The 25,486-nt window shown below is 68.8% G+C and carries 29 protein-coding genes; all 29 read left to right on the top strand.

The window, feature by feature from the left end; translation table 11 throughout:
• Positions 1-63: 63 nt before the first annotated feature.
• Positions 64-594, top strand: coding sequence for a 50S ribosomal protein L10 (gene rplJ, locus QRT05_RS12590; protein WP_289447614.1), 531 nt, complete (start codon positions 64-66; stop codon positions 592-594).
• Positions 595-692: 98 nt separating this feature from the next.
• Positions 693-1,082 (top strand): 50S ribosomal protein L7/L12, encoded by a 390-nt coding sequence (gene rplL, locus QRT05_RS12585; protein ID WP_289447613.1) that lies wholly within the window; start codon positions 693-695, stop codon positions 1,080-1,082.
• 405 nt (positions 1,083-1,487) lie between these two features.
• The gene (gene rpoB / locus QRT05_RS12580) at positions 1,488-4,997 is read left to right on the top strand and encodes a DNA-directed RNA polymerase subunit beta (RefSeq protein WP_289447612.1); all 3,510 of its coding nucleotides are present in this window, start codon (positions 1,488-1,490) and stop codon (positions 4,995-4,997) included.
• A gap of 109 nt (positions 4,998-5,106) precedes the next feature.
• Positions 5,107-8,976 (top strand): DNA-directed RNA polymerase subunit beta', encoded by a 3,870-nt coding sequence (locus QRT05_RS12575; protein WP_289447611.1) that lies wholly within the window; start codon positions 5,107-5,109, stop codon positions 8,974-8,976.
• A 472-nt stretch (positions 8,977-9,448) separates the two neighbouring features.
• Positions 9,449-9,820: a 30S ribosomal protein S12 gene (gene rpsL / locus QRT05_RS12570; protein ID WP_013770160.1), complete on the top strand. Its 372-nt coding sequence runs from the start codon at positions 9,449-9,451 to the stop codon at positions 9,818-9,820.
• Complete coding sequence (rpsG, locus tag QRT05_RS12565; RefSeq protein WP_289447610.1) at positions 9,820-10,290, top strand: 30S ribosomal protein S7; 471 nt, start codon at positions 9,820-9,822, stop codon at positions 10,288-10,290. Before rpsL ends, rpsG begins: the two co-directional genes overlap by 1 nt.
• Positions 10,291-10,375: 85 nt before the next feature.
• The gene (fusA, locus tag QRT05_RS12560) at positions 10,376-12,478 is read left to right on the top strand and encodes an elongation factor G (protein WP_289447609.1); all 2,103 of its coding nucleotides are present in this window, start codon (positions 10,376-10,378) and stop codon (positions 12,476-12,478) included.
• 121 nt (positions 12,479-12,599) lie between these two features.
• Positions 12,600-13,793, top strand: coding sequence for an elongation factor Tu (gene tuf / locus QRT05_RS12555; RefSeq protein ID WP_289447608.1), 1,194 nt, complete (start codon positions 12,600-12,602; stop codon positions 13,791-13,793).
• Between the two features lie 800 nt (positions 13,794-14,593).
• Positions 14,594-15,523: a hypothetical protein gene (locus QRT05_RS12550; protein ID WP_289447607.1), complete on the top strand. Its 930-nt coding sequence runs from the start codon at positions 14,594-14,596 to the stop codon at positions 15,521-15,523.
• A 741-nt stretch (positions 15,524-16,264) separates the two neighbouring features.
• Complete coding sequence (rpsJ, locus tag QRT05_RS12545) at positions 16,265-16,573, top strand: 30S ribosomal protein S10 (protein ID WP_013117879.1); 309 nt, start codon at positions 16,265-16,267, stop codon at positions 16,571-16,573.
• Positions 16,574-16,595: 22 nt separating this feature from the next.
• A complete protein-coding gene (gene rplC, locus QRT05_RS12540; RefSeq protein WP_289447606.1) occupies positions 16,596-17,255 on the top strand; it encodes a 50S ribosomal protein L3 in 660 nt (219 codons plus the stop codon).
• Between the two features lie 5 nt (positions 17,256-17,260).
• Positions 17,261-17,920, top strand: a complete 660-nt coding sequence (rplD, locus tag QRT05_RS12535; protein WP_289447605.1) for a 50S ribosomal protein L4 — start codon at positions 17,261-17,263, stop codon at positions 17,918-17,920.
• A complete protein-coding gene (gene rplW, locus QRT05_RS12530; protein WP_118767715.1) occupies positions 17,917-18,219 on the top strand; it encodes a 50S ribosomal protein L23 in 303 nt (100 codons plus the stop codon). The genes rplD and rplW overlap by 4 nt, the downstream gene beginning before the upstream one ends.
• Positions 18,220-18,237: 18 nt before the next feature.
• Entirely contained in the window at positions 18,238-19,077 is an 840-nt protein-coding gene (rplB, locus tag QRT05_RS12525; RefSeq protein ID WP_289447604.1) for a 50S ribosomal protein L2, read from the top strand.
• Positions 19,078-19,089: 12 nt separating this feature from the next.
• On the top strand, positions 19,090-19,371 hold the full coding sequence (gene rpsS / locus QRT05_RS12520; RefSeq protein ID WP_028045064.1) for a 30S ribosomal protein S19: 282 nt from the start codon (positions 19,090-19,092) through the stop codon (positions 19,369-19,371).
• Positions 19,372-19,424: 53 nt separating this feature from the next.
• On the top strand, positions 19,425-19,796 hold the full coding sequence (gene rplV, locus QRT05_RS12515) for a 50S ribosomal protein L22 (protein WP_191784985.1): 372 nt from the start codon (positions 19,425-19,427) through the stop codon (positions 19,794-19,796).
• Positions 19,796-20,617 (top strand): 30S ribosomal protein S3, encoded by an 822-nt coding sequence (rpsC, locus tag QRT05_RS12510; protein WP_289447603.1) that lies wholly within the window; start codon positions 19,796-19,798, stop codon positions 20,615-20,617. The genes rplV and rpsC overlap by 1 nt, the downstream gene beginning before the upstream one ends.
• A 3-nt stretch (positions 20,618-20,620) precedes the next feature.
• A complete protein-coding gene (gene rplP, locus QRT05_RS12505; RefSeq protein WP_289447602.1) occupies positions 20,621-21,037 on the top strand; it encodes a 50S ribosomal protein L16 in 417 nt (138 codons plus the stop codon).
• Positions 21,037-21,276, top strand: coding sequence for a 50S ribosomal protein L29 (rpmC, locus tag QRT05_RS12500; protein ID WP_289447600.1), 240 nt, complete (start codon positions 21,037-21,039; stop codon positions 21,274-21,276). The genes rplP and rpmC overlap by 1 nt, the downstream gene beginning before the upstream one ends.
• Before the next feature lie 7 nt (positions 21,277-21,283).
• Positions 21,284-21,568 (top strand): 30S ribosomal protein S17, encoded by a 285-nt coding sequence (gene rpsQ / locus QRT05_RS12495; RefSeq protein ID WP_289447599.1) that lies wholly within the window; start codon positions 21,284-21,286, stop codon positions 21,566-21,568.
• 147 nt (positions 21,569-21,715) lie between these two features.
• Positions 21,716-22,084, top strand: coding sequence for a 50S ribosomal protein L14 (gene rplN, locus QRT05_RS12490; protein ID WP_029290636.1), 369 nt, complete (start codon positions 21,716-21,718; stop codon positions 22,082-22,084).
• Between the two features lie 2 nt (positions 22,085-22,086).
• Positions 22,087-22,428: a 50S ribosomal protein L24 gene (gene rplX, locus QRT05_RS12485; RefSeq protein ID WP_289447598.1), complete on the top strand. Its 342-nt coding sequence runs from the start codon at positions 22,087-22,089 to the stop codon at positions 22,426-22,428.
• Positions 22,428-23,000: a 50S ribosomal protein L5 gene (gene rplE, locus QRT05_RS12480; RefSeq protein WP_289447597.1), complete on the top strand. Its 573-nt coding sequence runs from the start codon at positions 22,428-22,430 to the stop codon at positions 22,998-23,000. The genes rplX and rplE overlap by 1 nt, the downstream gene beginning before the upstream one ends.
• A gap of 2 nt (positions 23,001-23,002) precedes the next feature.
• Positions 23,003-23,188: a type Z 30S ribosomal protein S14 gene (locus tag QRT05_RS12475; RefSeq protein ID WP_028045055.1), complete on the top strand. Its 186-nt coding sequence runs from the start codon at positions 23,003-23,005 to the stop codon at positions 23,186-23,188.
• Between the two features lie 82 nt (positions 23,189-23,270).
• Positions 23,271-23,669, top strand: a complete 399-nt coding sequence (gene rpsH / locus QRT05_RS12470) for a 30S ribosomal protein S8 (protein ID WP_289447595.1) — start codon at positions 23,271-23,273, stop codon at positions 23,667-23,669.
• Positions 23,670-23,694: 25 nt separating this feature from the next.
• Positions 23,695-24,234, top strand: a complete 540-nt coding sequence (gene rplF, locus QRT05_RS12465; protein WP_289447594.1) for a 50S ribosomal protein L6 — start codon at positions 23,695-23,697, stop codon at positions 24,232-24,234.
• 2 nt (positions 24,235-24,236) lie between these two features.
• Positions 24,237-24,608 (top strand): 50S ribosomal protein L18, encoded by a 372-nt coding sequence (rplR, locus tag QRT05_RS12460; protein ID WP_289447592.1) that lies wholly within the window; start codon positions 24,237-24,239, stop codon positions 24,606-24,608.
• Between the two features lie 31 nt (positions 24,609-24,639).
• Positions 24,640-25,302, top strand: coding sequence for a 30S ribosomal protein S5 (gene rpsE, locus QRT05_RS12455; RefSeq protein WP_289447591.1), 663 nt, complete (start codon positions 24,640-24,642; stop codon positions 25,300-25,302).
• Complete coding sequence (gene rpmD / locus QRT05_RS12450) at positions 25,302-25,484, top strand: 50S ribosomal protein L30 (protein ID WP_029290623.1); 183 nt, start codon at positions 25,302-25,304, stop codon at positions 25,482-25,484. The genes rpsE and rpmD overlap by 1 nt, the downstream gene beginning before the upstream one ends.
• The last annotated feature ends 2 nt before the right edge of the window (positions 25,485-25,486 follow it).

The following is a 25,486-nucleotide window of genomic DNA, read 5'->3' as shown; positions in this document are numbered from 1 at the left end:
GCGCGGGGCTCTTTCGTTCGTTCGGGGCACGGAGCCGGTGGCACCACCACTGGAAGGATTGCCATGGCGAGGCCGGACAAGGCAGCCGCAGTCGCAGAGCTCACGGACAAGTTCCGCGAGTCGAACGCGGCCGTGCTGACCGAGTACCGCGGGCTCACCGTCGCGCAGCTCAAGAGGCTCCGCGTCGCGCTCAGCGGCAACGCAACCTACGCCGTGGTGAAGAACACGCTGACCGCGATCGCGGCCAAGGAAGCTGGTCTGACCGGCCTCGACGACGCGCTCGCGGGCCCGTCGGCGATCGCCTTCGTCACCGGCGACCCGGTCGAGGCCGCCAAGGGACTGCGTGACTTCGCCAAGGCGAACCCGGCACTGGTCATCAAGGGTGGTGTCCTCGACGGACGCGCCCTGACCGCTGCCGACGTCACCAAGCTCGCGGACCTCGAGTCCCGCGAGGTGCTGCTGGCCAAGGCGGCCGGCGCGATGAAGGCCAAGCTCTACCAGGCTGCCTACGTCTTCACCGCGAACACCGCCCAGGCCGCCCGTGTCATCGATGCCCTGCGCCAGAAGCAGGAATCGGAAGCCGCAGCTGCCTGATCCCGGCACCCGCCGAGATCGCGCGCCGCGCACACCCACACCCTGCTGAGGCCGGCGAAAACCACCGCCGCCTGGCACCGAAGAAAGGAACGCCTCTCATGGCGAAGCTCAGCACCGACGAGCTCATCGAGCAGTTCAAGGGCCTCACCCTCATCGAGCTCTCCGAGTTCGTGAAGGCGTTCGAGGACGTCTTCGAGGTCACCGCGGCCGCTCCGGTTGCCGTTGCCGCCCCCGCCGCCGGTGGCGGCTCGGCCGAGGCCGAGGCCGAGGACGAGAAGGACTCCTTCGACGTCGTCCTCGAGGCCGCCGGCGACAAGAAGATCCAGGTCATCAAGGAGGTGCGCGCGCTCACGTCGCTCGGCCTCAAGGAGGCCAAGGACCTCGTCGACGCCGCCCCCAAGGCCGTCCTCGAGGGCGTCAACAAGGAGACGGCCGACAAGGCCAAGGAGCAGCTCGAGGGCGCCGGCGCCACCGTCACGCTCAAGTGATCTGAGCTCCGGCGCCCGTGTGGCGCCGGAGCGCACGAAGGCCCGCACCCCCTCGGGGGTGCGGGCCTTCGCCGTCCGGTCCGCCCGCTCGTCGCGGCGGACGACGGGCGAAGTGTGCGGCGCGGAGTTTCGCCCCACGGGTGGCGTGTGTCACCATGGCGCCGACGACGACGAGGTCGTCCATGGGCGGAAACGCCCGGGTCGCTGGCGGTCGTCCGTGCGGGGTGGACTTTCCCCGACGGGCTGAGTATGCTAGCGCTTTGCGCTGGCCTGTGCCCGCGATCCCGTATAACCCGAGCCCTCACACGTCGTACGTGCGCGACGTGGAGTGCTGCGAGGCCGGGGGGTCGTGATCCGCCGGGACCCATGCGCAGCGTGCAAACGAACTGCAGGGAAGGACCCCTCTTGGCTGCCTCGCGCACCCCTTCTGCTCCGTCCGCCGACGCCGTTGCGAACCGCACCGCATCTCGTCGCATCTCCTTCGCCAAGATCCATGAGCCGCTCGAGGTCCCCGACCTCCTCGGCCTGCAGACCGAGAGCTTCGACTGGCTCCTCGGCAACGAGCGCTGGCAGGCCCGCGTGGCCGCTGCGCTCGAGGCCGGGCGCCAGGACGTGCCCGAGACTGCCGGCCTCGAGGAGATCTTCGAGGAGATCTCCCCGATCGAGGACTTCGGCGGCACCATGTCGCTGTCGTTCCGCGAGCACCGCTTCGAGCCGCCGAAGTACACGGCCGAGGAGTGCAAGGAGAAGGACTTCACGTTCGCCGCTCCGCTGTTCGTCACCGCGGAGTTCGTGAACTACACCACCGGTGAGATCAAGAGCCAGACGGTCTTCATGGGTGACTTCCCGCTCATGAGCGAGCGCGGCACGTTCATCATCAACGGCACCGAGCGCGTCGTCGTCTCGCAGCTCGTCCGCTCGCCGGGCGTGTACTTCGAGCGCACGGCGGACAAGACGTCCGACAAGGACATCCTCACCGCCAAGATCATCCCGAGCCGCGGCGCGTGGCTCGAGTTCGAGATCGACAAGCGCGACAACGTCGGCGTCCGCGTCGACCGCAAGCGCAAGCAGAACGCCACCGTGCTGCTCAAGGCGCTCGGCATGACCGAGGGCGAGATCCGCGAGGAGTTCGGCGCGTTCCCGGCCGTCATCGACACCCTCGAGAAGGACCACGTCCAGACGCAGGACGAGTCGCTGCTCGACCTCTACCGCAAGATCCGTCCGGGCGAGCCGCCCACGGTCGAGGCCGGTCGCGCGCTGCTCGAGAACTTCTACTTCAACCCGAAGCGCTACGACCTCGCCAAGGTCGGCCGCTACAAGCTGAACAAGAAGCTCGGCATCGACGTGCCCCTGGCCGACTCGGTGCTCTCGCTGGCCGACGTCGTCGCCACCATCAAGTACCTCGCCGCGCTGCACGCCGACGTGGGCACGCTGCCCGGCACGCGCGCCGGCGAGGCCGTCGAGGTGCGCGTCGAGCCCGACGACATCGACCACTTCGGCAACCGTCGCATCCGTGCGGTCGGCGAGCTCATCCAGAACCAGGTCCGCACCGGCCTGTCGCGCATGGAGCGCGTCGTGCGCGAGCGCATGACGACGCAGGACGTCGAGGCGATCACGCCGCAGACCCTGATCAACATCCGCCCCGTGGTGGCGTCGATCAAGGAGTTCTTCGGCACCTCGCAGCTCTCGCAGTTCATGGACCAGAACAACCCCCTCGCGGGCCTGACGCACAAGCGTCGCCTCTCGGCGCTGGGCCCGGGTGGTCTGTCCCGTGACCGCGCCGGCATGGAGGTCCGTGACGTCCACCCGTCGCACTACGGCCGCATGTGCCCGATCGAGACCCCTGAGGGCCCGAACATCGGCCTGATCGGCTCGCTCGCCACGTACGGGCGCATCAACCCGTTCGGTTTCGTCGAGACGCCGTACCGCAAGGTCATCAACGGCAAGGTCAGCGACGAGGTGCACTACCTCACCGCCGACGACGAGGACCGCTTCGTCATCGCGCAGGCCAACGCGCCCCTCAAGGCCAACGGCCAGTTCGAGGAGGACCGCGTCCTGGTCCGCGTCAAGGGTGGCGAGATCGAGTACGTCGCCGGCGACGCCGTCGACTACATGGACGTCTCGCCGCGCCAGATGGTGTCGGTGGCCACGGCCCTGATCCCGTTCCTCGAGCACGACGACGCCAACCGTGCCCTCATGGGCGCGAACATGCAGCGCCAGGCCGTGCCGCTCGTCCGCTCCGAGGCGCCGTTCGTCGGCACCGGCATGGAGCGTCGTGCGGCGGTCGACGCGGGCGACGTCATCGTCGCGTCGAAGCCCGGCGTGGTCACCGAGGTGTCCGCCGAGCTCATCACCATCGCGAACGACGACGGCACCACCACGACGCACCGCGTCGCGAAGTTCCGCCGCTCCAACCAGGGCACCAGCTACAACCAGCGCGTGCTGGTCGACGCCGGCGCCCGCGTCGAGCCCGGCTCGGTGCTCGCGGACGGCCCGGCCACGGACGAGGGCGAGCTCGCGCTCGGCCGCAACCTGCTGGTCGCGTTCATGTCCTGGGAGGGTCACAACTACGAGGACGCGATCATCCTGTCGCAGCGCCTCGTGCAGGACGACGTGCTGTCCTCGATCCACATCGAGGAGCACGAGGTCGACGCGCGCGACACCAAGCTCGGCCCCGAGGAGATCACGCGGGACATCCCGAACGTCTCCGAGGAGGTCCTCGCGGACCTCGACGAGCGCGGCATCATCCGCATCGGTGCCGAGGTCGCGGCCGGCGACATCCTGGTCGGCAAGGTCACGCCCAAGGGCGAGACCGAGCTGACCCCGGAGGAGCGCCTGCTCCGCGCGATCTTCGGCGAGAAGGCGCGCGAGGTCCGCGACACGTCGCTCAAGGTGCCCCACGGCGAGTCCGGCACGGTCATCGAGGTGCGCACGTTCAGCCGCGACGACGGCGACGAGCTGCCCGCCGGCGTGAACGAGCTGGTCCGCGTCTACATCGCCCAGCGCCGCAAGATCACCGCGGGCGACAAGCTGGCCGGCCGCCACGGGAACAAGGGCGTCATCTCGACGATCCTTCCCGAGGAGGACATGCCGTTCCTCGCGGACGGCACGCCGGTCGACATCATCCTCAACCCGATGGGTGTGCCCGGGCGCATGAACGTCGGCCAGGTGCTGGAGGTCCACCTCGGGTGGATCGCCGCGCAGGGCTGGGACATCTCCCTGGCCACCGAGGGCGACCTGTCCTGGAAGGACAACGTCCCCGCCATCGCTGCGAGCAGCGAGCCGCGCAACCCGGTGGCGACGCCGGTGTTCGACGGTCTGCAGGAGAACGCCCTCTCGGGTCTGCTCTCCAGCACGCTGCCCAACCGCGACGGTGTGCGCACGGTGGGTGGCGACGGCAAGGCATTCCTCTTCGACGGTCGCTCCGGCGAGCCGTTCCCCGAGGCCGTGTCCGTGGGCTACATGTACATCCTCAAGCTGCACCACCTGGTCGACGACAAGATCCACGCCCGCTCGACCGGCCCGTACTCGATGATCACGCAGCAGCCGCTGGGTGGTAAGGCGCAGTTCGGTGGTCAGCGGTTCGGCGAGATGGAGGTGTGGGCCCTCGAGGCGTACGGCGCCGCCTACACGCTCCAGGAGCTCCTCACCATCAAGTCGGACGACGTGCCCGGCCGCGTGAAGGTGTACGAGGCGATCGTGAAGGGGGAGAACATCCCCGACTCGGGCATCCCCGAGTCCTTCAAGGTCCTCCTCAAGGAGATGCAGTCGCTGTGCCTGAACGTCGAGGTGCTGTCCTCGGACGGCGTCTCCATCGACATGAAGGACAACGACGACGAGGTCTACCGCGCCGCGGAGGAGCTCGGCATCGACCTGTCGCGCCGGCCCAACGCCAGCAGCATCGAAGAGATCTGACGCCGAGCCCCGCCGCCCTGCCTGACGGGTGGGCGGCGGGCGCCCGCACCCCTTGCACCATTTCCGTCCGCCGGTGAGAAGCCGGCAAGCGAAGGAAGTAGGACCCCCCTTGCTCGACGTCAACGTCTTCGACGAGCTGCGTATCGGCCTTGCCTCGGCCGACGACATCCGTGCCTGGTCGCACGGCGAGGTGAAGAAGCCCGAGACCATCAACTACCGGACCCTGAAGCCGGAGAAGGATGGCCTGTTCTGCGAGAAGATCTTCGGTCCCACCCGGGACTGGGAGTGCAACTGCGGCAAGTACAAGCGCGTGCGCTTCAAGGGCATCATCTGCGAGCGCTGCGGCGTCGAGGTGACCCGCTCGAAGGTCCGCCGTGAGCGCATGGGCCACATCGAGCTCGCCGCGCCCGTCACGCACATCTGGTTCTTCAAGGGTGTGCCCTCGCGACTGGGCTACCTGCTCGACCTCGCCCCGAAGGACCTCGAGAAGGTCATCTACTTCGCGGCGTACATGATCACCTGGGTCGACGTCGACGGCCGTCAGGAAGACCTCCCCAACCTCCAGAACGAGATCGACCTGGAGCGCAAGGAGATCGCCGACCGCCGCGACAACGACGTGAACACCCGCGCCACCAAGCTCGAGGCCGACCTGGCCGAGCTGGAGGCCGAGGGTGCGAAGGCCGACGCGCGCCGCAAGGTCCGCGACTCCGCCGAGCGTGAGATGGCGCAGATCCGCAAGCGTGCGGACCTCGAGATCGACCGCCTGGACACGGTCTGGGACCGCTTCAAGAACCTCAAGGTCGCGGACCTCGAGGGCGACGAGCTGCTCTACCGCGCCCTGCAGGACCGGTACGGCAACTACTTCGAGGGCTCGATGGGCGCCGCGGCGATCCAGAAGCGCCTCGAGGCGTTCGACCTCGAGGCCGAGTCCGACGCGCTGCGCGAGATCATCAAGACGGGCAAGGGCCAGCGCAAGACGCGTGCCCTCAAGCGTCTGAAGGTCGTCAACGCGTTCCTGACCACCAGCAACTCGCCCACCGGCATGGTGCTGGACGCCGTCCCGGTCATCCCGCCGGACCTGCGTCCGATGGTCCAGCTCGACGGTGGCCGTTTCGCGACGTCCGACCTGAACGACCTGTACCGCCGCGTGATCAACCGCAACAACCGGCTCAAGCGTCTGCTCGACCTGGGTGCGCCGGAGATCATCGTCAACAACGAGAAGCGGATGCTCCAGGAGGCCGTCGACTCGCTGTTCGACAACGGCCGCCGTGGCCGCCCGGTGACCGGCCCGGGCAACCGCCCGCTCAAGTCGATCTCGGACATGCTCAAGGGCAAGCAGGGCCGGTTCCGCCAGAACCTGCTCGGCAAGCGCGTCGACTACTCGGGCCGTTCGGTCATCGTGGTCGGCCCGCAGCTCAAGCTGCACCAGTGCGGTCTGCCCAAGCAGATGGCGCTCGAGCTGTTCAAGCCGTTCGTGATGAAGCGCCTCGTGGACCTCAACCACGCGCAGAACATCAAGTCGGCCAAGCGCATGGTCGAGCGCGCGCGCCCGGTCGTGTGGGACGTGCTCGAGGAGGTCATCACCGAGCACCCCGTGCTGCTCAACCGTGCGCCCACGCTGCACCGTCTGGGCATCCAGGCGTTCGAGCCCCAGCTGGTCGAGGGCAAGGCGATCCACCTGCACCCGCTCGTCTGCGCCGCGTTCAACGCGGACTTCGACGGTGACCAGATGGCCGTGCACCTGCCCCTGAGCGCGGAGGCGCAGGCCGAGGCCCGCATCCTCATGCTCTCGAGCAACAACATCCTCAAGCCGTCGGACGGTCGTCCGGTGACCATGCCCTCGCAGGACATGATCATCGGCCTGTACCACCTGACGTCGGACCGCGAGGACGCGCTGGGCTCCGGCCGTGCGTTCAGCTCGGTCTCCGAGGCGATCATGGCGTTCGACCAGCACTCGCTGGACCTCAACGCCGTCATCAAGGTGCTCTTCGACGATCTGGTGCTGGCTACCGAGGACGCGCCCGAGGGCTGGTCCGAGGGCGAGCCGCTGCTGTTCGAGACGACGCTGGGCCGCGCGCTGTTCAACGAGCTGCTGCCCGTCGACTACCCCTACGAGAACGGCGTCGTCGACAAGAAGCGCCTCTCGGTGATCGTCAACGACCTCGCCGAGCGCTACCCGAAGGTCGCCGTCGCGGCGTCCCTCGACGCGCTCAAGGAGGCCGGCTTCCGCTGGGCCACCCGCTCGGGTGTCACCATCGCGATCTCCGACGTCGCCACCCCGTCCGCCAAGGCCGGGATCCTCGAGGAGCACGAGAGCAAGGCCGCCAAGGTGCAGGGCCAGTACGACAAGGGCCTCATCACCGACGACGAGCGTCGCCAGGAGCTCATCGAGATCTGGACGCAGGCCACCGACCGGGTCGCCAAGGCGATGCAGGAGAACTTCCCTGCGCGCAACACGGTGTACCGGATGGTCGGCTCGGGCGCCCGTGGTAACTGGATGCAGGTCCGTCAGATCGCCGGTATGCGCGGCCTCGTGGCGAACCCGAAGGGCGAGATCATCCCTCGTCCCATCAAGTCCAACTACCGCGAGGGCCTGTCCGTCCTCGAGTACTTCATCGCCACGCACGGTGCCCGCAAGGGTCTGGCGGACACCGCTCTGCGGACCGCCGACTCGGGCTACCTCACGCGTCGTCTGGTGGACGTCTCGCAGGACGTCATCGTCCGCGAGGAGGACTGCGGCACCGAGCGCGGCCTGAGCATGCCGATCGGCGTGCCGGGAACGAACGGTCTGCGTCGTCACGACAAGGTCGAGACGAGCGTCTACTCGCGCACGCTGGCCACCGACGTCGAGGTGGACGGCGAGATCGTCGGCCACGCCGGCGACGACGTGGGCGACGTGCTGCTCGACCGCCTGCTCGAGGGTGGCGTCGACGCGCTCAAGGTGCGCTCGGTGCTCACGTGCGAGTCGCGCGTCGGCACCTGCGCCAAGTGCTACGGCCGCTCGCTGGCCACCGGCAAGCTCGTCGACATCGGTGAGGCCGTCGGCATCATCGCGGCCCAGTCGATCGGTGAGCCCGGCACGCAGCTGACGATGCGTACCTTCCACACCGGTGGTGTGGCGTCGGCCGACGACATCACGCAGGGTCTGCCGCGTGTCCAGGAGCTCTTCGAGGCCCGCACCCCCAAGGGTGAGGCGCCCATCGCGGAGTACTCGGGCGTCGTGACGATCGAGGAGGGCGACCGCTCGCGGCGCATCCTGCTCACGCCGGACGACTCCGAGATCGAGCCCGTGCCGTACCCGATCACCAAGCGCTCGCGCCTGCTCGTGCAGGACGGCGACCGGGTGACCGTCGGCATGTCGCTCGTCCAGGGTGCCGTGGACCCGAAGAAGGTCCTGCGTATCCTCGGCCCGCGCAAGACGCAGGAGCACCTGGTCGACCAGGTCCAGGAGGTCTACCGCTCGCAGGGCGTGGACATCCACGACAAGCACATCGAGGTCATCGTGCGGCAGATGCTGCGTCGCGTGACCGTGCTGGACTCGGGCACCACCGACCTGCTCCCGGGCGAGCTGGCCGAGCGTGGCCGCTTCGAGGACGCGAACCGCAAGGCCGTGTCCGAGGGTGGCCAGCCGGCCTCCGGCCGTCCGGAGCTCATGGGCATCACGAAGGCGTCGCTCGCGACCGACTCGTGGCTGTCCGCGGCCTCCTTCCAGGAGACGACTCGCGTCCTCACCGAGGCCGCGATGTCGGGTCGGTCCGACCCGCTGCTGGGCCTCAAGGAGAACGTCATCCTCGGCAAGCTCATCCCCGCCGGCACGGGCCTGCCCCGCTACCGCAACATCGCGGTGGAGCCGACCGAGGAGGCCAAGGCCGAGCTGTACCCGACCTTCGGCTACGACGAGATCGACTTCCCCGCCCTGGGCCTCGGCTCGGGCGAGGCGATCCCGCTCGAGGACATCGACTTCGGCGACTTCCGCTGACCGTCGTCCTCACCAGCTCGATCCCGAGGGGGTCCACCGCGGCGCGGTGGGCCCCCTCGGGGCCTTTGGTCCTCCCGACCGCCGGCCCCGCGGCGTACTCTCGTACGGAGAGGGAGGGCGTCCGTCGGCGGCCGGATCGCGAGCCGCTGGTCAGCCACTTTGACGCCCTCAGGGGGGCCGGGTAACGTAGGACACCGTGCCCGCGCCGTCGGGCCCTCGTGCGTGCACTCCGAACGGTTCGTCCGTCGGGGGGTGCCGGGTGGAGAACCGTTCACCGTCGCGTCGATCCGGCCAGGGAGACCTGGCAGGCCGCCGCCACGGAGAGCGGGGCGACACGCCCGGGCGCGGGGGTCGGTTCGGGACTCCAGACAAGCCGAGGCAGCCGCGCGACGGGCGGCACTCCTCGAACATGCCGGCCGTCCAGGGTGACGGGGTCCGGTCGACCAGAGCTCATCTATCAGACGGAGACGTAGTGCCTACGATCCAGCAGCTGGTCCGCAAGGGCCGGCAGGCGAAGACGAACAAGTCGAAGACGCCCGCCCTCAAGGGCAGCCCCCAGCGACGCGGTGTGTGCACCCGCGTCTACACCACGACCCCGAAGAAGCCGAACTCCGCCCTCCGCAAGGTCGCGCGCGTTCGGCTCTCGAGCCAGGTCGAGGTCACGGCGTACATCCCGGGTGTCGGTCACAACCTGCAGGAGCACTCGATCGTGCTCGTGCGCGGTGGCCGTGTGAAGGACCTCCCCGGCGTCCGCTACAAGATCGTCCGTGGTGCCCTCGACACGCAGGGCGTCAAGAACCGCAAGCAGGCGCGTAGCCGCTACGGCGCGAAGAAGGTGGGCTGATGCCTCGCAAGGGACCGGCCCCGAAGCGGCCGCTGACCGTCGACCCCGTCTACGGGTCCCCGGTCGTCACGCAGCTGATCAACAAGATCCTGCTCGACGGCAAGAAGTCCGTCGCCGAGTCGATCGTCTACGGCGCCCTCGAGGGCGTGCGTGAGAAGACGCAGGGCGACCCGGTCGTCGTGCTCAAGCGTGCGCTCGACAACGTGCGCCCGTCGCTCGAGGTGCGTTCGCGCCGCGTCGGTGGCGCCACGTACCAGGTGCCGGTCGAGGTGCGCCCCGTGCGCCAGACGACCCTCGCGCTGCGCTGGCTCACGGACTACTCGCGCGCCCGTCGCGAGAAGACCATGACCGAGCGCCTCATGAACGAGATCCTCGACGCGTCCAACGGCCTCGGTGCCGCGGTCAAGCGTCGCGAGGACATGCACAAGATGGCCGAGTCCAACAAGGCCTTCGCGCACTACCGCTGGTAATCCCGGCCCGGTCGCCGCGGCCCGCCTGCCCAGGCGGGCGGGCCCGCGGCACCCCCCACACGCCAACCGATAAGGGGCAATACTCGTGGCACTGGATGTGCTGACGGACCTCACGAAGGTCCGCAACATCGGCATCATGGCTCACATCGATGCCGGCAAGACGACGACCACCGAGCGGATCCTGTTCTACACCGGGGTCAACTACAAGATCGGTGAGACGCACGACGGTGCCTCGACGATGGACTGGATGGAGCAGGAGCAGGAGCGCGGCATCACGATCACGTCCGCCGCGACGACCTGTTACTGGAAGAACAACCAGATCAACATCATCGACACCCCGGGTCACGTCGACTTCACGGTCGAGGTCGAGCGCTCGCTGCGCGTGCTCGACGGCGCCGTCGCCGTCTTCGACGGCAAGGAGGGCGTCGAGCCCCAGTCGGAGACTGTGTGGCGTCAGGCCGACAAGTACGACGTCCCCCGCATCTGCTTCGTCAACAAGATGGACAAGCTGGGCGCGGACTTCTACTTCACGGTGAAGACGATCGTCGACCGCCTCAAGGCCAAGCCGCTGGTCATCCAGCTGCCGATCGGCGCCGAGAACGACTTCATCGGCGTCATCGACCTGGTCGAGATGCGCGCCCTGGTGTGGCGTGGCGAGACGGCTCTCGGTGAGAAGTACGAGGTCGAGGAGATTCCCGCCGACCTCGCCGAGAAGGCGGCGCAGTACCGCGCCGAGCTGCTCGAGGCCGTCGCCGAGACCGACGACGAGTTGCTCGAGAAGTTCCTCGGTGGCGAGGAGCTCACGGTTGCCGAGATCAAGGCCGGCATCCGCAAGCTCACCGTCGCGAGCGAGGCCTACCCGGTCCTGTGCGGCTCGGCGTTCAAGAACAAGGGCGTGCAGCCCATGCTCGACGCCGTCATCGACTACCTGCCGACGCCGCTCGACGTCCCCGCGGTCGAGGGTCACGACATGCGTGACGCCGAGGTCGTGGTGGAGCGCCACCCCGACGCGACCGAGCCGTTCTCGGCCCTCGCGTTCAAGGTCGCCGCGCACCCGTTCTTCGGCAAGCTGACCTACGTCCGGGTGTACTCGGGCAAGGTCTCGCAGGGCGCCCAGGTGCTCAACTCGACCAAGAACAAGAAGGAGCGCATCGGGAAGCTCTTCCAGATGCACTCCAACAAGGAGAACCCGGTCGAGGACGCCACGGCCGGCCACATCTACGCGTTCATCGGTCTCAAGGACGTCACCACCGGTGACACCCTGAGCGACCCGGCGGCCCCCGTGGTCCTCGAGTCGATGACCTTCCCGGAGCCCGTCATCGACGTGGCCATCGAGCCGAAGACGAAGGGCGACCAGGAGAAGCTGTCCGTCGCCATCCAGAAGCTCGCCGAGGAGGACCCGACCTTCCGCGTCAAGCACGACGAGGAGACCGGCCAGACCGTCATCGGCGGCATGGGCGAGCTCCACCTCGACATCCTCGTCGACCGCATGCGTCGCGAGTTCAAGGTCGAGGCGAACGTCGGCAAGCCGCAGGTGGCCTACCGCGAGACGATCCGCCGCACGGTCGACAAGATGGACTACGTCCACAAGAAGCAGACCGGTGGGTCGGGCCAGTACGCCAAGGTGCAGATGAGCTTCGAGCCGCTGGACCCCGCCGAGGGCGAGCTGTACGAGTTCGAGAACAAGGTCACCGGTGGCCGCATCCCGCGCGAGTACATCCCGTCGGTCGATGCGGGTATCCAGAGCGCGATGCAGCTCGGCGTCCTGGCGGGCTTCCCGCTGGTGGGCGTCAAGGCGATCCTGCTCGACGGTGCCGCGCACGACGTCGACTCCTCGGAGATGGCGTTCAAGATCGCGGGCTCGATGATCCTCAAGGAAGCGGTCCGCAAGGCCGACCCGGTTCTGCTGGAGCCGGTCATGGCCGTCGAGGTCCGTACTCCCGAGGAGTACATGGGTGACGTCATCGGCGACATCAACTCGCGCCGCGGCATGATCCAGTCCATGGAGGACGCCACGGGCGTGAAGGTCGTTCGCGCCCAGGTGCCTCTCTCCGAGATGTTCGGGTACGTCGGTGACCTGCGGTCGAAGACCCAGGGTCGCGCGGTGTACTCGATGCAGTTCGACAGCTACGCCGAGGTTCCTCGGAATGTTGCCGAGGAGATCATCAAGAAGACCCGGGGCGAGTAGTCCCACAGGTCGAACCCTGTAGTTCCATCACATAAACCGACCCGTAGGACAGCTCGCTCGGCAGGTACCGTCCGGTACCGGCAGACGGGCAATCTCTACCAAGTCCTGAGGAGGACACCCAGTGGGCAAGGCGAAGTTCGAGCGGACGAAGCCGCACGTCAACATCGGGACCATCGGTCACGTCGACCACGGCAAGACGACGCTGACGGCCGCGATCTCGAAGGTGCTGCACGACAAGTACCCGGAGCTCAACCCCTTCACGCCTTTCGACGAGATCGACAAGGCGCCTGAGGAGAAGCAGCGCGGTATCACCATCAACATCGCGCACGTGGAGTACCAGACGGAGAAGCGTCACTACGCTCACGTCGACGCTCCGGGTCACGCGGACTACATCAAGAACATGATCACGGGTGCGGCGCAGATGGACGGCGCCATCCTCGTGGTCGCGGCGACCGACGGCCCGATGGCCCAGACGCGTGAGCACGTCCTGCTCGCCCGTCAGGTCGGCGTGCCCTACCTGCTCGTCGCGCTGAACAAGACCGACATGGTCGACGACGAGGAGATCCTGGAGCTCGTCGAGGTCGAGGTGCGCGAGCTCCTCTCCTCGCAGGGCTTCGCCGGCGACGACGTCCCCGTCGTGCGCGTCTCGGGCCTCAAGGCCCTCGAGGGCGACCCGCAGTGGGTCAAGTCCGTCGAGGACCTGCTCGACGCCGTCGACGAGAACGTCCCGGACCCGGTGCGCGAGATCGACAAGCCGTTCCTCATGCCGATCGAGGACGTCTTCACGATCACCGGTCGTGGCACCGTCGTCACCGGTCGTGTGGAGCGCGGCTCCCTCAAGGTGAACGAGGAGGTCGAGATCGTCGGTATCAAGGAGAAGGCGCTCAAGACCACGGTCACCGGCGTCGAGATGTTCCGCAAGCTGCTCGACTACGCCGAGGCCGGCGAGAACGTCGGTCTGCTCCTGCGTGGCACGAAGCGCGAGGAGGTCGAGCGCGGCCAGGTCGTCGTCAAGCCCGGCTCGATCACGCCGCACACGGAGTTCGAGGGCCAGGTCTACATCCTGGCCAAGGACGAGGGTGGCCGTCACAACCCGTTCTACGGGAACTACCGCCCCCAGTTCTACTTCCGTACCACCGACGTCACCGGCGTCATCACGCTGCCCGAGGGCACCGAGATGGTCATGCCCGGCGACAACACGGAGATCTCCGTCACGCTGATCCAGCCCATCGCCATGGAGGAGGGCCTCGGCTTCGCCATCCGCGAGGGTGGCCGCACCGTTGGTTCGGGCAAGGTCACGAAGATCATCAAGTGATCTGAGCCCTTCGGGGCACTGATCCACCGGGAGGGCCCGGGTGCTACGGCACCCGGGCCCTCCCGTCGTCTGCCCCCAGGCCCGGGCCCTCGTCGGCCCCCCGCCGCTGGTTGGCCGCGCCGCCCTGCTACCCGCTTGCCTGGTCGTCCTCGCGTCGCCTGGTCGTCCCCGCGTCGACTTCTTGCTTCGACCGCGGGCCGAACGGCACGACCGCGTGCCGCGTGCGACCCGCGGTGGTGCCGCACCGCCCGCGCTCGTCGTCCGCCCGCCACACCGTTCGCCTGCCCACCCCGCGTGCCCGCGCGCGCGGTCGTCCCGCGCCGACTTCCCGCTTCGACCGCGGGTCGTAGGGCACCACCGCGCGCCGCGTGCGCCCCGCGGTCGCGGGTCGTACGGCGCGACCGCGCGTTGCGCGCGCCCCGCGGCGGAGCCGTGCAGCCCGCGCTCGACGTCCGGCCCGTCACACCCATTCGCCGGCCGACCCTGCCCGCCCGCGCACTGCACCCCGCGTGCCGGGCCGGTCTCGTGCCTCGAGCGCGGGACGGACGTCGCGAGTGCGCGCCGCGTGCGACCCGCGGTCGTGCCGTGCCGCCCGCGGTCGTCGTGCCGCGCCCGTCCCACGGGTTCACCCCCGGCCAGCGCCGGGTGCGTCCGCCCCCTGGGCCGGGCCCAGCCGCTTCCTGCCTCGAGCGCGGGCGGCGGTTGTCTACGGTCCGGGGGCTCGGGCGCGTAGCACCCGTCGAGCGGATGGCTGTGGATGGCGCGGGGTGTCCAGTGCGCGTCGGTGGCACTGTCGTCGCGTGGATGTCGACGCGGTCTCGGTGCTTGCGAGTCGAGGGCTCGTGCACTCGAGCACTGCGCGTGCGGCAGGTCTCGACGGCCGGGAGCTACGGCAGGCGCGGGCCGACGAGCGCCTCGTCCGCGTCCGGCGCGACGCCTACGTCAAAGCCGAGCGCTGGGCCGCGTCCACCGGCGCCGAGCGATACCTGCTCCAGGTGCGGGCGGCCGCCGCAACCCTGAGATCGCCGACGTTCTCCCACCACTCGGCGGCCGCGGTCTGGGGGCTGCCGATGATTGGGCGGTGGCCGGCCGTGGTGCACGTCGTCGGTCCGCCCCGGGCCGGCGGCAGGTCGTGGCGCGGCGTGGTGCGCCACCAGACCGATCTGCCGGTGCGCGCTGACGAGCGCGACGGGCTCCTGGTCACGGACGCGGCGACCACCGTGTGCGACATGGCTCGCGTCGCACCGTTCGCGACGGTCCTCGCGATGGCCGACCACGCCCTCCGCACCGGTCTGACGACGAGCGACGAGCTCCTCGACGTCGTCGGACAGCTAGGTGCCCGGCGGGGGAGCAGGGCTGCCCGACGAGTGGCAGAGGCCGCCGACCCTCGCGCGGAGTCGGCCGGGGAGTCGCTCAGCCGCGCACGCATGATCGAGCTCGCGGTGCCGCTGCCCGAGCTCCAGCACGAGGTGTCCGACGCAGGTGGCCTGATAGGTCGCACCGACTTCTACTGGCAGCACCGACGGCTCGTCGGCGAGTTCGACGGCCGGCTGAAGTACCGCGTGGCCGGCATCGACGACGACGCGCGTGTGGAGGATCGGCTGTGGCGCGAGAAGTCTCGGGAAGACCGCCTGCGCGCCACCGGCCTCGGAGTGACCCGATGGACCTGGGACACGGCCCTCGACCCGCACCGCTTCGCCGCCCACCTACGAGCCGCCGGCCTTCTCTAGCCCCGACCGCGGGTTGCACGGCATGGCCGCGCGCGGCGCGCGACCCGCGCTCGCGGCGCAGGACCCGCGATGGGCGAGGGGAGCCACGGGGACTCGCCACCTAGGAGCCGCGGGTCCTCGAGTGCCGACCGCGGGTCGCGTGGCTTGACCGCGCGTGGCACGCGACCCGCGCTCGCGCCGCAGGACCCGCGCTCGCGCCGCAGGACCCGCGCTCGGGGCGGAGGATTCGCGCTCGCGGGCTCTGCCTGCACCCACGCCACCACCTGCGAGCAGCCAGGCCCTCGCTAGCCGCGACCGCGGGTCGCACGGCGTGAGCGCGCGTCGCGCGCGACGCGCGCTCGCGGCGCCGGACCCGCGCTCGCGGCGCAGGACCCGCGGTCGGCGGGAGCGGCGCTCGCCGACGGGCCAACCGCGGCGGGGGCAGCGCGAGAGCGGGGCGGTGTGCGGGAGATCACGCGGTGCGCGGTGGTGGGTGTGACCTACGGGATTGGTCTTTGACCGGGCCGTCTGGCAGACTGTTCAAGTTGCCCGCTGAGGTGGCGCGTTCTCGTGCGCTCGACCAGCAGGGCTGACAGACGTGGCGAGCGTCCGGACCCCGGGGTCAACCCGGTGGTGGACGCTCGACAACAACCACCGACCTCGTGCCTCACGGTACGTAGCGCACGGGCATGGCGCGAAGAGCGACACGCCCGAGTGCGGGGGTCGGACGGACCGTTCGAAGAGAGAGATTGAGACGACGCCATGGCGGGACAGAAGATCCGCATCAGGCTCAAGTCCTACGACCACGAAGTCATCGACAGCTCGGCGCGCAAGATCGTCGACACGGTGACTCGCGCTGGTGCGTCGGTCGTGGGTCCGGTGCCGCTGCCGACGGAGAAGAACGTGTTCTGCGTCATCCGGTCGCCCCACAAGTACAAGGACAGCCGCGAGCACTTCGAGATGCGCACCCACAAGCGTCTCATCGACATCATCGATCCCACGCCGAAGGCCGTCGACTCGCTCATGCGTCTCGACCTGCCTGCGGACGTGAACATCGAGATCAAGCTCTGACGCTGGGAAGGGACTGATTTCTATGGTTACCCAGCAGAACGAGCGCCCCGTGACGGCGCTGCTCGGCCGCAAGCTCGGCATGACCCAGCTCTGGGACGAGGCCGGTCGCCTCGTTCCCGTGACGGTCGTCGAGGTCGGCACGAACGTCGTCACCCAGGTGCGCTCCGCTGACGCTGACGGCTACGCCGCGGTCCAGCTGGCCTACGGCCAGATCGACCCCCGCAAGGTCACCAAGCCGCTGAAGGGCCACTTCGAGAAGGCTGGGGTCACCCCCCGCCGGCACGTGGCCGAGATCCGCACGTCCGACGCCGCCGAGTTCACGCTCGGCCAGGAGATCACCGCGGCGGCCTTCGAGGCCGGCCAGATCGTCGACGTGATCGGGACCACCAAGGGCAAGGGCACCGCCGGTGTCATGAAGCGCCACGGCTTCCACGGAGTCGGCGCCTCCCACGGTGCGCACCGCAACCACCGCAAGCCCGGCTCGATCGGTGGCGCCTCCACGCCGTCGCGCGTGTTCAAGGGCATCAAGATGGCCGGTCGGATGGGCGTCGCCCGTCAGACCACCCAGAACCTGACCGTGCACGCGGTCGACGCCGAGCGGGGTCTTCTCCTCGTCAAGGGTGCCGTTCCCGGCCCCAAGGGTGGCGTCGTCGTCGTGCGATCCGCTGCGAAGGGTGCGTGAACACGATGAGTGACACGCTGACCGTCGACGTCCTGGACGCGAAGGGTGACAAGGCCGGCCAGGCCGAGCTGCCCGGCGACGTCTTCGACGTGCAGACCAATGTTCCGCTGATCCACCAGGTCGTCGTCGCGCAGCTCGCGGCGGCACGCCAGGGCACCCACGACACGAAGAGCCGTGGCGAGGTCCGTGGTGGCGGCAAGAAGCCGTACAAGCAGAAGGGCACCGGCCGCGCCCGTCAGGGTTCGACGCGTGCTCCTCAGTTCGCCGGTGGTGGCGTCGTGCACGGCCCCACGCCGCGTGACTACACCCAGCGCACGCCCAAGAAGATGAAGGCCGCGGCGCTCCGCGGTGCTCTCTCCGACCGCGCCCGTGCCGGCCGCGTCCACGTCGTGTCGGGCTTCGCGCCCGGTACCGCGCCGTCGACGAAGTCCGCGATCGCCGTCCTGGAGAACCTCTCGGGTCGCAAGAACGTCCTGGTGGTCGTCGAGCGTTCGGACGAGATCACGTGGAAGTCGCTGCGCAACGTCGAGCGGGTCCACCTGCTCGTCGCCGACCAGCTCAACACGTACGACGTGCTCATCTCGGATGACGTCGTCTTCACGCAGGGCGCGCTCGACGCGTTCCTCGCCGGCCCCGTCAAGGGTGCGAAGGAGGAGTCCAAGTGAGCGACCTCGGCAAGAACCCTCGCGACATCCTGCTCGCTCCGGTCGTCTCGGAGAAGAGCTATGGCCTGCTGGACGAGGGGAAGTACACCTTCCTCGTCGACCCGCGTGCCAACAAGACTGAGATCAAGATCGCTGTCGAGCAGGTCTTCGGCGTCAAGGTCGACTCGGTCAACACCGCGAACCGACAGGGCAAGTCCCGTCGGACCCGTTTCGGCACCGGCCGCCGCAAGGACACGAAGCGTGCGATCGTCACCCTCCGCGAGGGAACGATCGACATCTTCGGCGGTCCGGTCGGCTGATCGAAGGACTGAGAACTCATGGGAATCCGTAAGTACAAGCCGACTACCCCGGGCCGTCGTGGCTCGTCGGTCGCCGACTTCACCGAGATCACGCGCTCCACGCCGGAGAAGTCGCTGGTCCGCCCGCTGCACAAGACCGGTGGCCGCAACTCCACCGGCCGCATCACCACCCGTCACAAGGGTGGCGGTCACAAGCGTGCGTACCGCGTCATCGACTTCCGTCGTCACGACAAGGACGGCGTGCCGGCCAAGGTCGCTCACATCGAGTACGACCCCAACCGCACGGCGCGCATCGCGCTCCTGCACTACGCGGACGGCGAGAAGCGCTACATCATCGCGCCCAACAAGCTGTCGCAGGGTGACGTCATCGAGAACGGCCCCGGCGCCGACATCAAGCCCGGCAACAACCTGCCGCTGCGCAACATCCCGACCGGTACGGTCATCCACGCCATCGAGCTGAAGCCCGGTGGCGGCGCGAAGATCGCCCGCTCGGCTGGTGCGTCGGTGCAGCTCGTCGCCAAGGACGGCCCCTACGCCCAGCTGCGTCTGCCGTCCGGTGAGATCCGCAACGTCGACCTGCGCTGCCGCGCGACGGTCGGCGAGGTGGGCAACGCCGAGCAGTCGAACATCAACTGGGGCAAGGCCGGCCGTATGCGGTGGAAGGGCAAGCGCCCCTCCGTCCGTGGTGTCGCCATGAACCCGATCGACCACCCGCACGGTGGTGGCGAGGGCAAGACGTCCGGTGGACGTCACCCCGTCAGCCCGTGGGGCCAGGCCGAGGGCCGTACCCGCCACCCGAACAAGCCGAGCGACAAGCTCATCGTGCGCCGTCGGCGCACCGGCAAGAACAAGCGCTGATAGGAGCCTGAGATGCCACGTAGCCTGAAGAAGGGCCCGTTCGTCGACGGTCACCTGCAGAAGAAGGTCGACGTCCAGAACACGGCCGGCACGAAGAACGTCATCAAGACGTGGTCGCGCCGTTCCGTCATCACCCCGGACTTCCTCGGCCACACCTTTGCCGTGCACGACGGACGCAAGCACACCCCGGTGTTCGTGACGGAGTCGATGGTCGGGCACAAGCTCGGCGAGTTCGCCCCGACGCGGACGTTCCGCGGCCACGAGAAGGACGACCGTAAGGGCCGTCGCCGCTGACCCCCGGTCAGCTGGTGACGCCCGAGCGGCAGAGACAAGAGAGCAGGACAGCAATGGAAGCCAAGGCGAGCGCGCGGTTCGTCCGCGTCACTCCCCAGAAGGCCCGGCGCGTCGTGGACCTCATCCGTGGCAAGCAGGCCGGGGAGGCCGTAGCGGTGCTGAAGTTCGCACCGCAGTCTGCGGCGGAGCCCGTCCTCAAGACGGTGCAGTCCGCGATCGCTAACGCGGTCGAGGGGGCCAAGCGCAACAGTGAGCGTCTCGACGAGGCGGACCTCTACATCTCCGAGGTCTTCGTCGACGAGGGGCCGACCCTCAAGCGGTTCCGCCCCCGGGCGCAGGGCCGTGCGAGCCAGATCCTCAAGCGTTCGAGCCACATCACGGTCGTGGTGAGCGAGCGCCAGAGCACGAAGGGACGGACCCGATAGTGGGACAGAAGGTCAACCCGCTCGGGTACCGCCTGGGCATCACGACTGATCACCGCTCGCGGTGGTTCGCCGACTCGACGAAGCCGGGTCAGCGCTACCGCGACTACGTCCGCGAGGACGTGCAGATCCGCAAGCTCATGAGCACGGGTCTCGAGCGGGCCGGTATCGCCAAGGTCGAGATCGAGCGCACGCGTGACCGTGTGCGCGTCGACATCCACACCGCCCGCCCGGGCATCGTCATCGGGCGTCGTGGCGCGGAGGCCGACCGCATCCGCGGCGAGCTCGAGAAGCTCACGGGCAAGCAGGTGCAGCTCAACATCCTCGAGGTCAAGAACGCCGAGATCGAGGCGCAGCTGGTCGCGCAGGGCATCGCCGAGCAGCTGGCGAGCCGTGTCTCGTTCCGTCGCGCCATGCGCAAGGGCATCCAGTCGGCGCAGCGCGCCGGCGCCAAGGGCATCCGCGTGCAGGTCTCCGGCCGTCTCGGCGGCGCGGAGATGAGCCGTACGGAGTTCTACCGCGAGGGTCGTGTGCCGCTGCACACGCTGCGCGCGAACATCGACTACGGGTTCTTCGAGGCTCGCACCACCTTCGGCCGCATCGGCGTCAAGGTGTGGGTCTACAAGGGTGACCTCACGGAGAAGGAGTTTGCTCGCGAGCAGGCGACCCAGGCTCCGCGTGGCCCCCGTGGCCCTCGCTCCGACCGTCCCGAGCGTGGCGGCGACCGCGGTCCGCGCTCCGGCGCCCCGCGTCGCGAGCGCTCGGCCGAGCCGGCCGTCGAGGCGAACCCCGAGGCGACCCCTGAGACCGGAACGGAGGCCTGAGCCGTGCTGATCCCGCGCAGGCTGAAGCACCGCAAGCAGCACCACCCCGGACGCTCCGGCGCCGCCACGGGTGGGACGCAGATCTCGTTCGGTGAGTACGGCATCCAGGCTCTCGAGCCCGCCTACGTCACGAACCGGCAGATCGAGGCTGCTCGTATCGCCATGACCCGCCACATCAAGCGTGGAGGAAAGGTCTGGATCAACATCTACCCGGACCGCCCCCTCACGAAGAAGCCCGCCGAGACCCGCATGGGTTCCGGCAAGGGCTCGCCCGAGTGGTGGATCGCCAACGTCAAGCCGGGCCGAGTTCTCTTCGAGCTCGCCGGCGTCCCGGAGCCGCTGGCTCGCGAGGCCATGCGCCGCGCGCAGCACAAGCTCCCGATGAAGACCCGTTTCGTGGTTCGCGAGGGTGGTAACTGATGACTATCGGGACCAAGGACCTGGCTCCCACCGAGCTCGACGCCTTTGACGACGAGAAGCTGGTTGCCGAGCTGAAGAAGTCCAAGGAGGAGCTGTTCAACCTCCGCTTCCAGTCGGCCACCGGTCAGCTCGAGAGCCACGGGCGTCTCAAGGCCGTGCGCCGCGACATCGCCCGGATCTACACGATCCTGCGCGAGCGTGAGCTCGGCATCCGTACCGCTCCGTCCGCGAGCGAGTGAGGCTGACATGACTGAGAAGCACACCACCGCCACGGCGGAGCACCGCGCGTACCGCAAGACGCGCCGGGGCTACGTCGTCAGCGACAAGATGGACAAGACCGTCGTGGTCGAGGTCGAGGACCGGGTCAAGCACCCGCTCTACGGCAAGGTCATCCGGCGCACCAGCAAGGTCAAGGCGCACGACGAGCAGGGCTCGGCGGGCGTGGGCGACCTCGTGCTGATCATGGAGACGCGGCCGCTGTCCGCCACCAAGCGGTGGCGTCTGGTCGAGGTCCTCGAGAAGGCCAAGTAAGTCCAGCACCATCCCCAGTTGCCCACGGGCGGCGGGGTCACCGCGAGGAGGCCCCGCCGCGACGTGTGCATCACGGCAACTATCCGTTCGGCCAGGCTGCCTGCGACCAGCGCAGCGCAGAACCCGCCAGACGACAGGAGTAGGTAGATGATCCAGCAGGAGACGCGGCTTCGCGTCGCCGACAACACGGGTGCCAAGGAGATTCTCTGCATCCGCGTTCTCGGTGGCTCGGGACGCCGCTACGCCGGTATCGGCGACATCATCGTCGCCACCGTCAAGGACGCCATCCCCGGCGGCAACGTCAAGAAGGGCGACGTCGTCAAGGCGGTCGTCGTGCGCACCCGCAAGGAGCGCCGCCGTCCGGACGGTTCGTACATCAAGTTCGACGAGAACGCCGCAGTGATCCTCAAGAACGACGGGGAGCCCCGTGGCACGCGCATCTTCGGCCCCGTGGGCCGCGAGCTCCGCGACAAGAAGTTCATGAAGATCATCTCGCTGGCTCCGGAGGTGCTCTGACCATGGCGAAGATCAAGAAGGGCGACCTCGTCCTCGTCATCTCGGGCCGCGACAAGGGCCAGACCGGCCGCGTCCTCGAGGTCCTCACCGAGACGCAGCGCGTCGTCGTCGAGGGCGTCCAGCGCGTGCAGAAGCACGTGAAGGCCGGCCAGACGCAGCGCGGCACGCGTACCGGTGGCATCGAGACCGTCGAGGCCCCCATCCACATCAGCAACGTGATGCTCGTCGACCCGGAGACCAAGAAGGGCACCCGGGTGGGCTACCGCACCGAGCAGGTCGAGCGTGACGGCCGTACCCGGACCGTTCGCGTCCGCGTCGCCAAGCGCTCCGGGAAGGACGTCTGATGACCGAGACGACGATTGAGCTCCCGGCCCAGCCGCGCCTCAAGACGAAGTACGCCGACGAGATCAAGCCGGCGCTGTTCAAGGACTTCTCGCACGCGAACATCAACCAGGTCGCGCGCCTGGTGAAGGTCGTCGTGAACATGGGTGTCGGTGACGCCGCCAAGGACTCGAAGCTGATCGAGGGCGCCATCCGCGACCTCACGCAGATCACGGGCCAGAAGCCGCAGGTCACCAAGGCCCGCAAGTCCATCGCGCAGTTCAAGCTGCGCGAGGGCATGCCGATCGGCGCGCACGTCACGCTGCGTGGCGACCGCGCCTGGGAGTTCCTGGACCGCCTGCTGTCGACCGCGCTGCCGCGCATCCGTGACTTCCGCGGGCTCTCGCCCAAGCAGTTCGACGGTCACGGCAACTACACGTTCGGCCTCACGGAGCAGTCGATGTTCCACGAGATCGACCAGGACAAGATCGACCGTGTCCGCGGCATGGACATCACGATCGTCACCACCGCTGACACGGACGACGAGGGTCGCGCTTTCCTCAAGCTCCTCGGCTTCCCGTTCAAGGAGAACTGACCATGGCGAAGACCGCTCTGAAGAACAAGGCGGCTGCGAAGCCGAAGTTCGCGGTTCGCGGCTACACGCGCTGCCAGCGCTGCGGCCGTCCGCACTCGGTGTACCGCAAGTTCGGCCTGTGCCGGATCTGCGTGCGGGAGATGGCCCACCGCGGCGAGCTCCCCGGCGTCACCAAGAGCAGCTGGTAACCCACAGTAGGAACAAGCGTCGGTAGGTCCCGCCCTGCGAGAGCAGGGCGGGATACCCCGGCGAGGAAGGGCGGAAGCCCCCATGACCATGACCGACCCGATCGCAGACTTCCTGACGCGTCTGCGTAACGCGAACTCGGCGCACCACGACACGGTGTCGATCCCGTTCTCGAAGCTCAAGTCGCACATCGCGGAGATCCTCCAGGCCGAGGGCTACATCGTCGGCTGGAAGGTCGAGGAGGCCACTGTTGGCCAGAACCTCGTCGTCGAGCTGAAGTACGGCCCGAACCGCGAGCGTGCGCTCGCCGGTGTGAAGCGCGTGTCCAAGCCGGGCCTGCGCGTGTACGCCAAGTCGACCAACCTGCCCAAGGTGCTCGGCGGCCTGGGCGTGGCGATCCTGTCCACGTCCTCAGGCCTCCTGACCGACAAGCAGGCCGCCAAGAAGGGCGTGGGTGGGGAAGTCCTCGCCTACGTCTGGTAATTCCGAGACGGAAAGGAGCTAGCCAATGTCTCGTATCGGCAGAGTCCCCGTCCCGGTTCCGGCCGGCGTGGACGTCAACATCAACGGAGCCGTCGTGACGGTGAAGGGCCCCAAGGGCACCCTCGCGCACACGATCGCGTCCCCCATCGAGGTCGCTCGCGACGAGGACGGCGCACTCGTCGTCACCCGCCCGAACGACGAGCGCGACTCGCGTTCGCTGCACGGCCTCACCCGCACGCTGCTGGCGAACCTCGTCACCGGCGTGACCGAGGGCTACGTCAAGAAGCTCGAGATCGTCGGCACGGGTTACCGCGTCGTCGCGAAGGGCTCGGACCTCGAGTTCGCGCTCGGCTTCAGCCACCCCGTCGTGGTCACCCCGCCCGAGGGCATCACCTTCGTGGTCGAGGCCCCGACGCGCTTCTCGGTGCAGGGCATCGACAAGCAGCAGGTCGGCGAGGTCGCCGCGAACATCCGCAAGATCCGCAAGCCCGAGCCGTACAAGGGCAAGGGTGTGCGGTACGCGGGCGAGAACGTGCGCCGCAAGGTCGGAAAGGCCGGTAAGTAGCCATGGCGATCAAGATCATCGGCAAGGGCAAGCGGAAGGCGCGTCAGCGTCGTCACCTGCGCCTGCGCAAGAAGGTGTCGGGTTCGGCAGCACGCCCCCGTCTCGTCGTGACGCGCTCCGCGCGCCACATCACCGCTCAGGTCGTCGACGACGGCATCGGGCAGACCCTGGCCTCCGCGTCGACCCTCGAGGCCGACCTGCGGAGCTCGGACGGCGACAAGACCGCCAAGGCCAAGAAGGTCGGCGAGCTGATCGCCGAGCGCGCGAAGGCAGCCGGCGTCGACGCGGTCGTGTTCGACCGCGGCGGCAACAAGTACCACGGCCGGGTGGCCGCGGTGGCCGACGGTGCCCGCGAGGGTGGTCTGGCGCTGTGACGACGACGAACCGGAAGAAGAGGACTCACTGATGGCTGCTCCTCAGCGCAGCAACACCGGGGCGCCCGCGGGCGGCACCGGGACGGGCGGCGGTGACCGCCGCGACGGCGGCCGCGGCCGTGACGGCGGCGGCCGTGGCCGCGACGCCGCAGAGAAGAGCGCGTTCCTCGAGCGCGTCGTGACGATCAACCGCGTCGCCAAGGTCGTCAAGGGCGGTCGCCGCTTCAGCTTCACCGCGCTCGTCGTGGTCGGCGACGGCGACGGCACGGTCGGCGTCGGCTACGGCAAGGCCAAGGAGGTGCCCGCGGCGATCGCCAAGGGTGTCGAGGAGGCGAAGAAGAACTTCTTCCGCGTCCCCCGCATCCAGGGCACCATCCCCCACCCCATCCAGGGTGAGGCCGCTGCCGGTGTCGTCTTCCTGCGTCCGGCTTCGCCGGGTACCGGTGTGATCGCCGGTGGTCCGGTGCGCGCCGTGCTGGAGTGCGCCGGCATCCACGACGTGCTGAGCAAGTCGCTCGGCTCGTCGAACGCGATCAACATCGTGCACGCGACGGTCGAGGCCCTCCGTGGTCTCGAGCAGCCGGAGGCCGTGGCCGCGCGCCGTGGGCTCCCGGTCGAGCACGTCGTGCCGGCCGCGCTCCTGCGCGCCCAGGCCGAGGGTCGGGCGAAGGCTGCCGAGAAGGTGGGTGCGTGATGGCCCGCCTGAAGGTGACCCAGAAGAAGTCCGGCATCGGTGGCAAGCAGAACCAGCGCGACACGCTGCGCACCCTGGGCCTGAAGCGGATCGGCGACGTCGTCGTCAAGGAGGACCGCCCTGAGATCCGCGGCATGGTCCGGACCGTGCAGCACCTGGTCGCGGTCGAGGAGGTCGAGTGACC

It is taken from the genome of Cellulomonas edaphi, assembly GCF_030362815.1.
GTDB lineage: Bacteria > Actinomycetota > Actinomycetes > Actinomycetales > Cellulomonadaceae > Cellulomonas > Cellulomonas edaphi.
Note: the sequence above shows the minus strand (reverse complement) of the source record. Positions and strands in the feature narration are given on the sequence as shown.

Bases quoted from the DNA above. Each gene is read 5' to 3' on its own strand.
- rpsJ (WP_013117879.1), top strand. From the start codon at position 16,265: ATGGCGGGACAGAAGATCCGCATCAGGCTCAAGTCCTACGACCACGAA.
- rpmC (WP_289447600.1), top strand. From the start codon at position 21,037: ATGACTATCGGGACCAAGGACCTGGCTCCCACCGAGCTCGACGCCTTT.
- rpsG (WP_289447610.1), top strand. From the start codon at position 9,820: ATGCCTCGCAAGGGACCGGCCCCGAAGCGGCCGCTGACCGTCGACCCC.
- rpsH (WP_289447595.1), top strand. From the start codon at position 23,271: ATGACCATGACCGACCCGATCGCAGACTTCCTGACGCGTCTGCGTAAC.
- rplX (WP_289447598.1), top strand. From the start codon at position 22,087: ATGGCGAAGATCAAGAAGGGCGACCTCGTCCTCGTCATCTCGGGCCGC.
- rplV (WP_191784985.1), top strand. From the start codon at position 19,425: ATGGAAGCCAAGGCGAGCGCGCGGTTCGTCCGCGTCACTCCCCAGAAG.
- rpsQ (WP_289447599.1), top strand. From the start codon at position 21,284: ATGACTGAGAAGCACACCACCGCCACGGCGGAGCACCGCGCGTACCGC.
- rplL (WP_289447613.1), top strand. From the start codon at position 693: ATGGCGAAGCTCAGCACCGACGAGCTCATCGAGCAGTTCAAGGGCCTC.
- rplE (WP_289447597.1), top strand. From the start codon at position 22,428: ATGACCGAGACGACGATTGAGCTCCCGGCCCAGCCGCGCCTCAAGACG.
- rpsE (WP_289447591.1), top strand. From the start codon at position 24,640: ATGGCTGCTCCTCAGCGCAGCAACACCGGGGCGCCCGCGGGCGGCACC.
- rplR (WP_289447592.1), top strand. From the start codon at position 24,237: ATGGCGATCAAGATCATCGGCAAGGGCAAGCGGAAGGCGCGTCAGCGT.
- rplF (WP_289447594.1), top strand. From the start codon at position 23,695: ATGTCTCGTATCGGCAGAGTCCCCGTCCCGGTTCCGGCCGGCGTGGAC.
- rpmD (WP_029290623.1), top strand. From the start codon at position 25,302: ATGGCCCGCCTGAAGGTGACCCAGAAGAAGTCCGGCATCGGTGGCAAG.
- rplJ (WP_289447614.1), top strand. From the start codon at position 64: ATGGCGAGGCCGGACAAGGCAGCCGCAGTCGCAGAGCTCACGGACAAG.
- rplC (WP_289447606.1), top strand. From the start codon at position 16,596: ATGGTTACCCAGCAGAACGAGCGCCCCGTGACGGCGCTGCTCGGCCGC.
- rplD (WP_289447605.1), top strand. From the start codon at position 17,261: ATGAGTGACACGCTGACCGTCGACGTCCTGGACGCGAAGGGTGACAAG.
- rplN (WP_029290636.1), top strand. From the start codon at position 21,716: ATGATCCAGCAGGAGACGCGGCTTCGCGTCGCCGACAACACGGGTGCC.
- QRT05_RS12475 (WP_028045055.1), top strand. From the start codon at position 23,003: ATGGCGAAGACCGCTCTGAAGAACAAGGCGGCTGCGAAGCCGAAGTTC.
- rplB (WP_289447604.1), top strand. From the start codon at position 18,238: ATGGGAATCCGTAAGTACAAGCCGACTACCCCGGGCCGTCGTGGCTCG.
- rpsS (WP_028045064.1), top strand. From the start codon at position 19,090: ATGCCACGTAGCCTGAAGAAGGGCCCGTTCGTCGACGGTCACCTGCAG.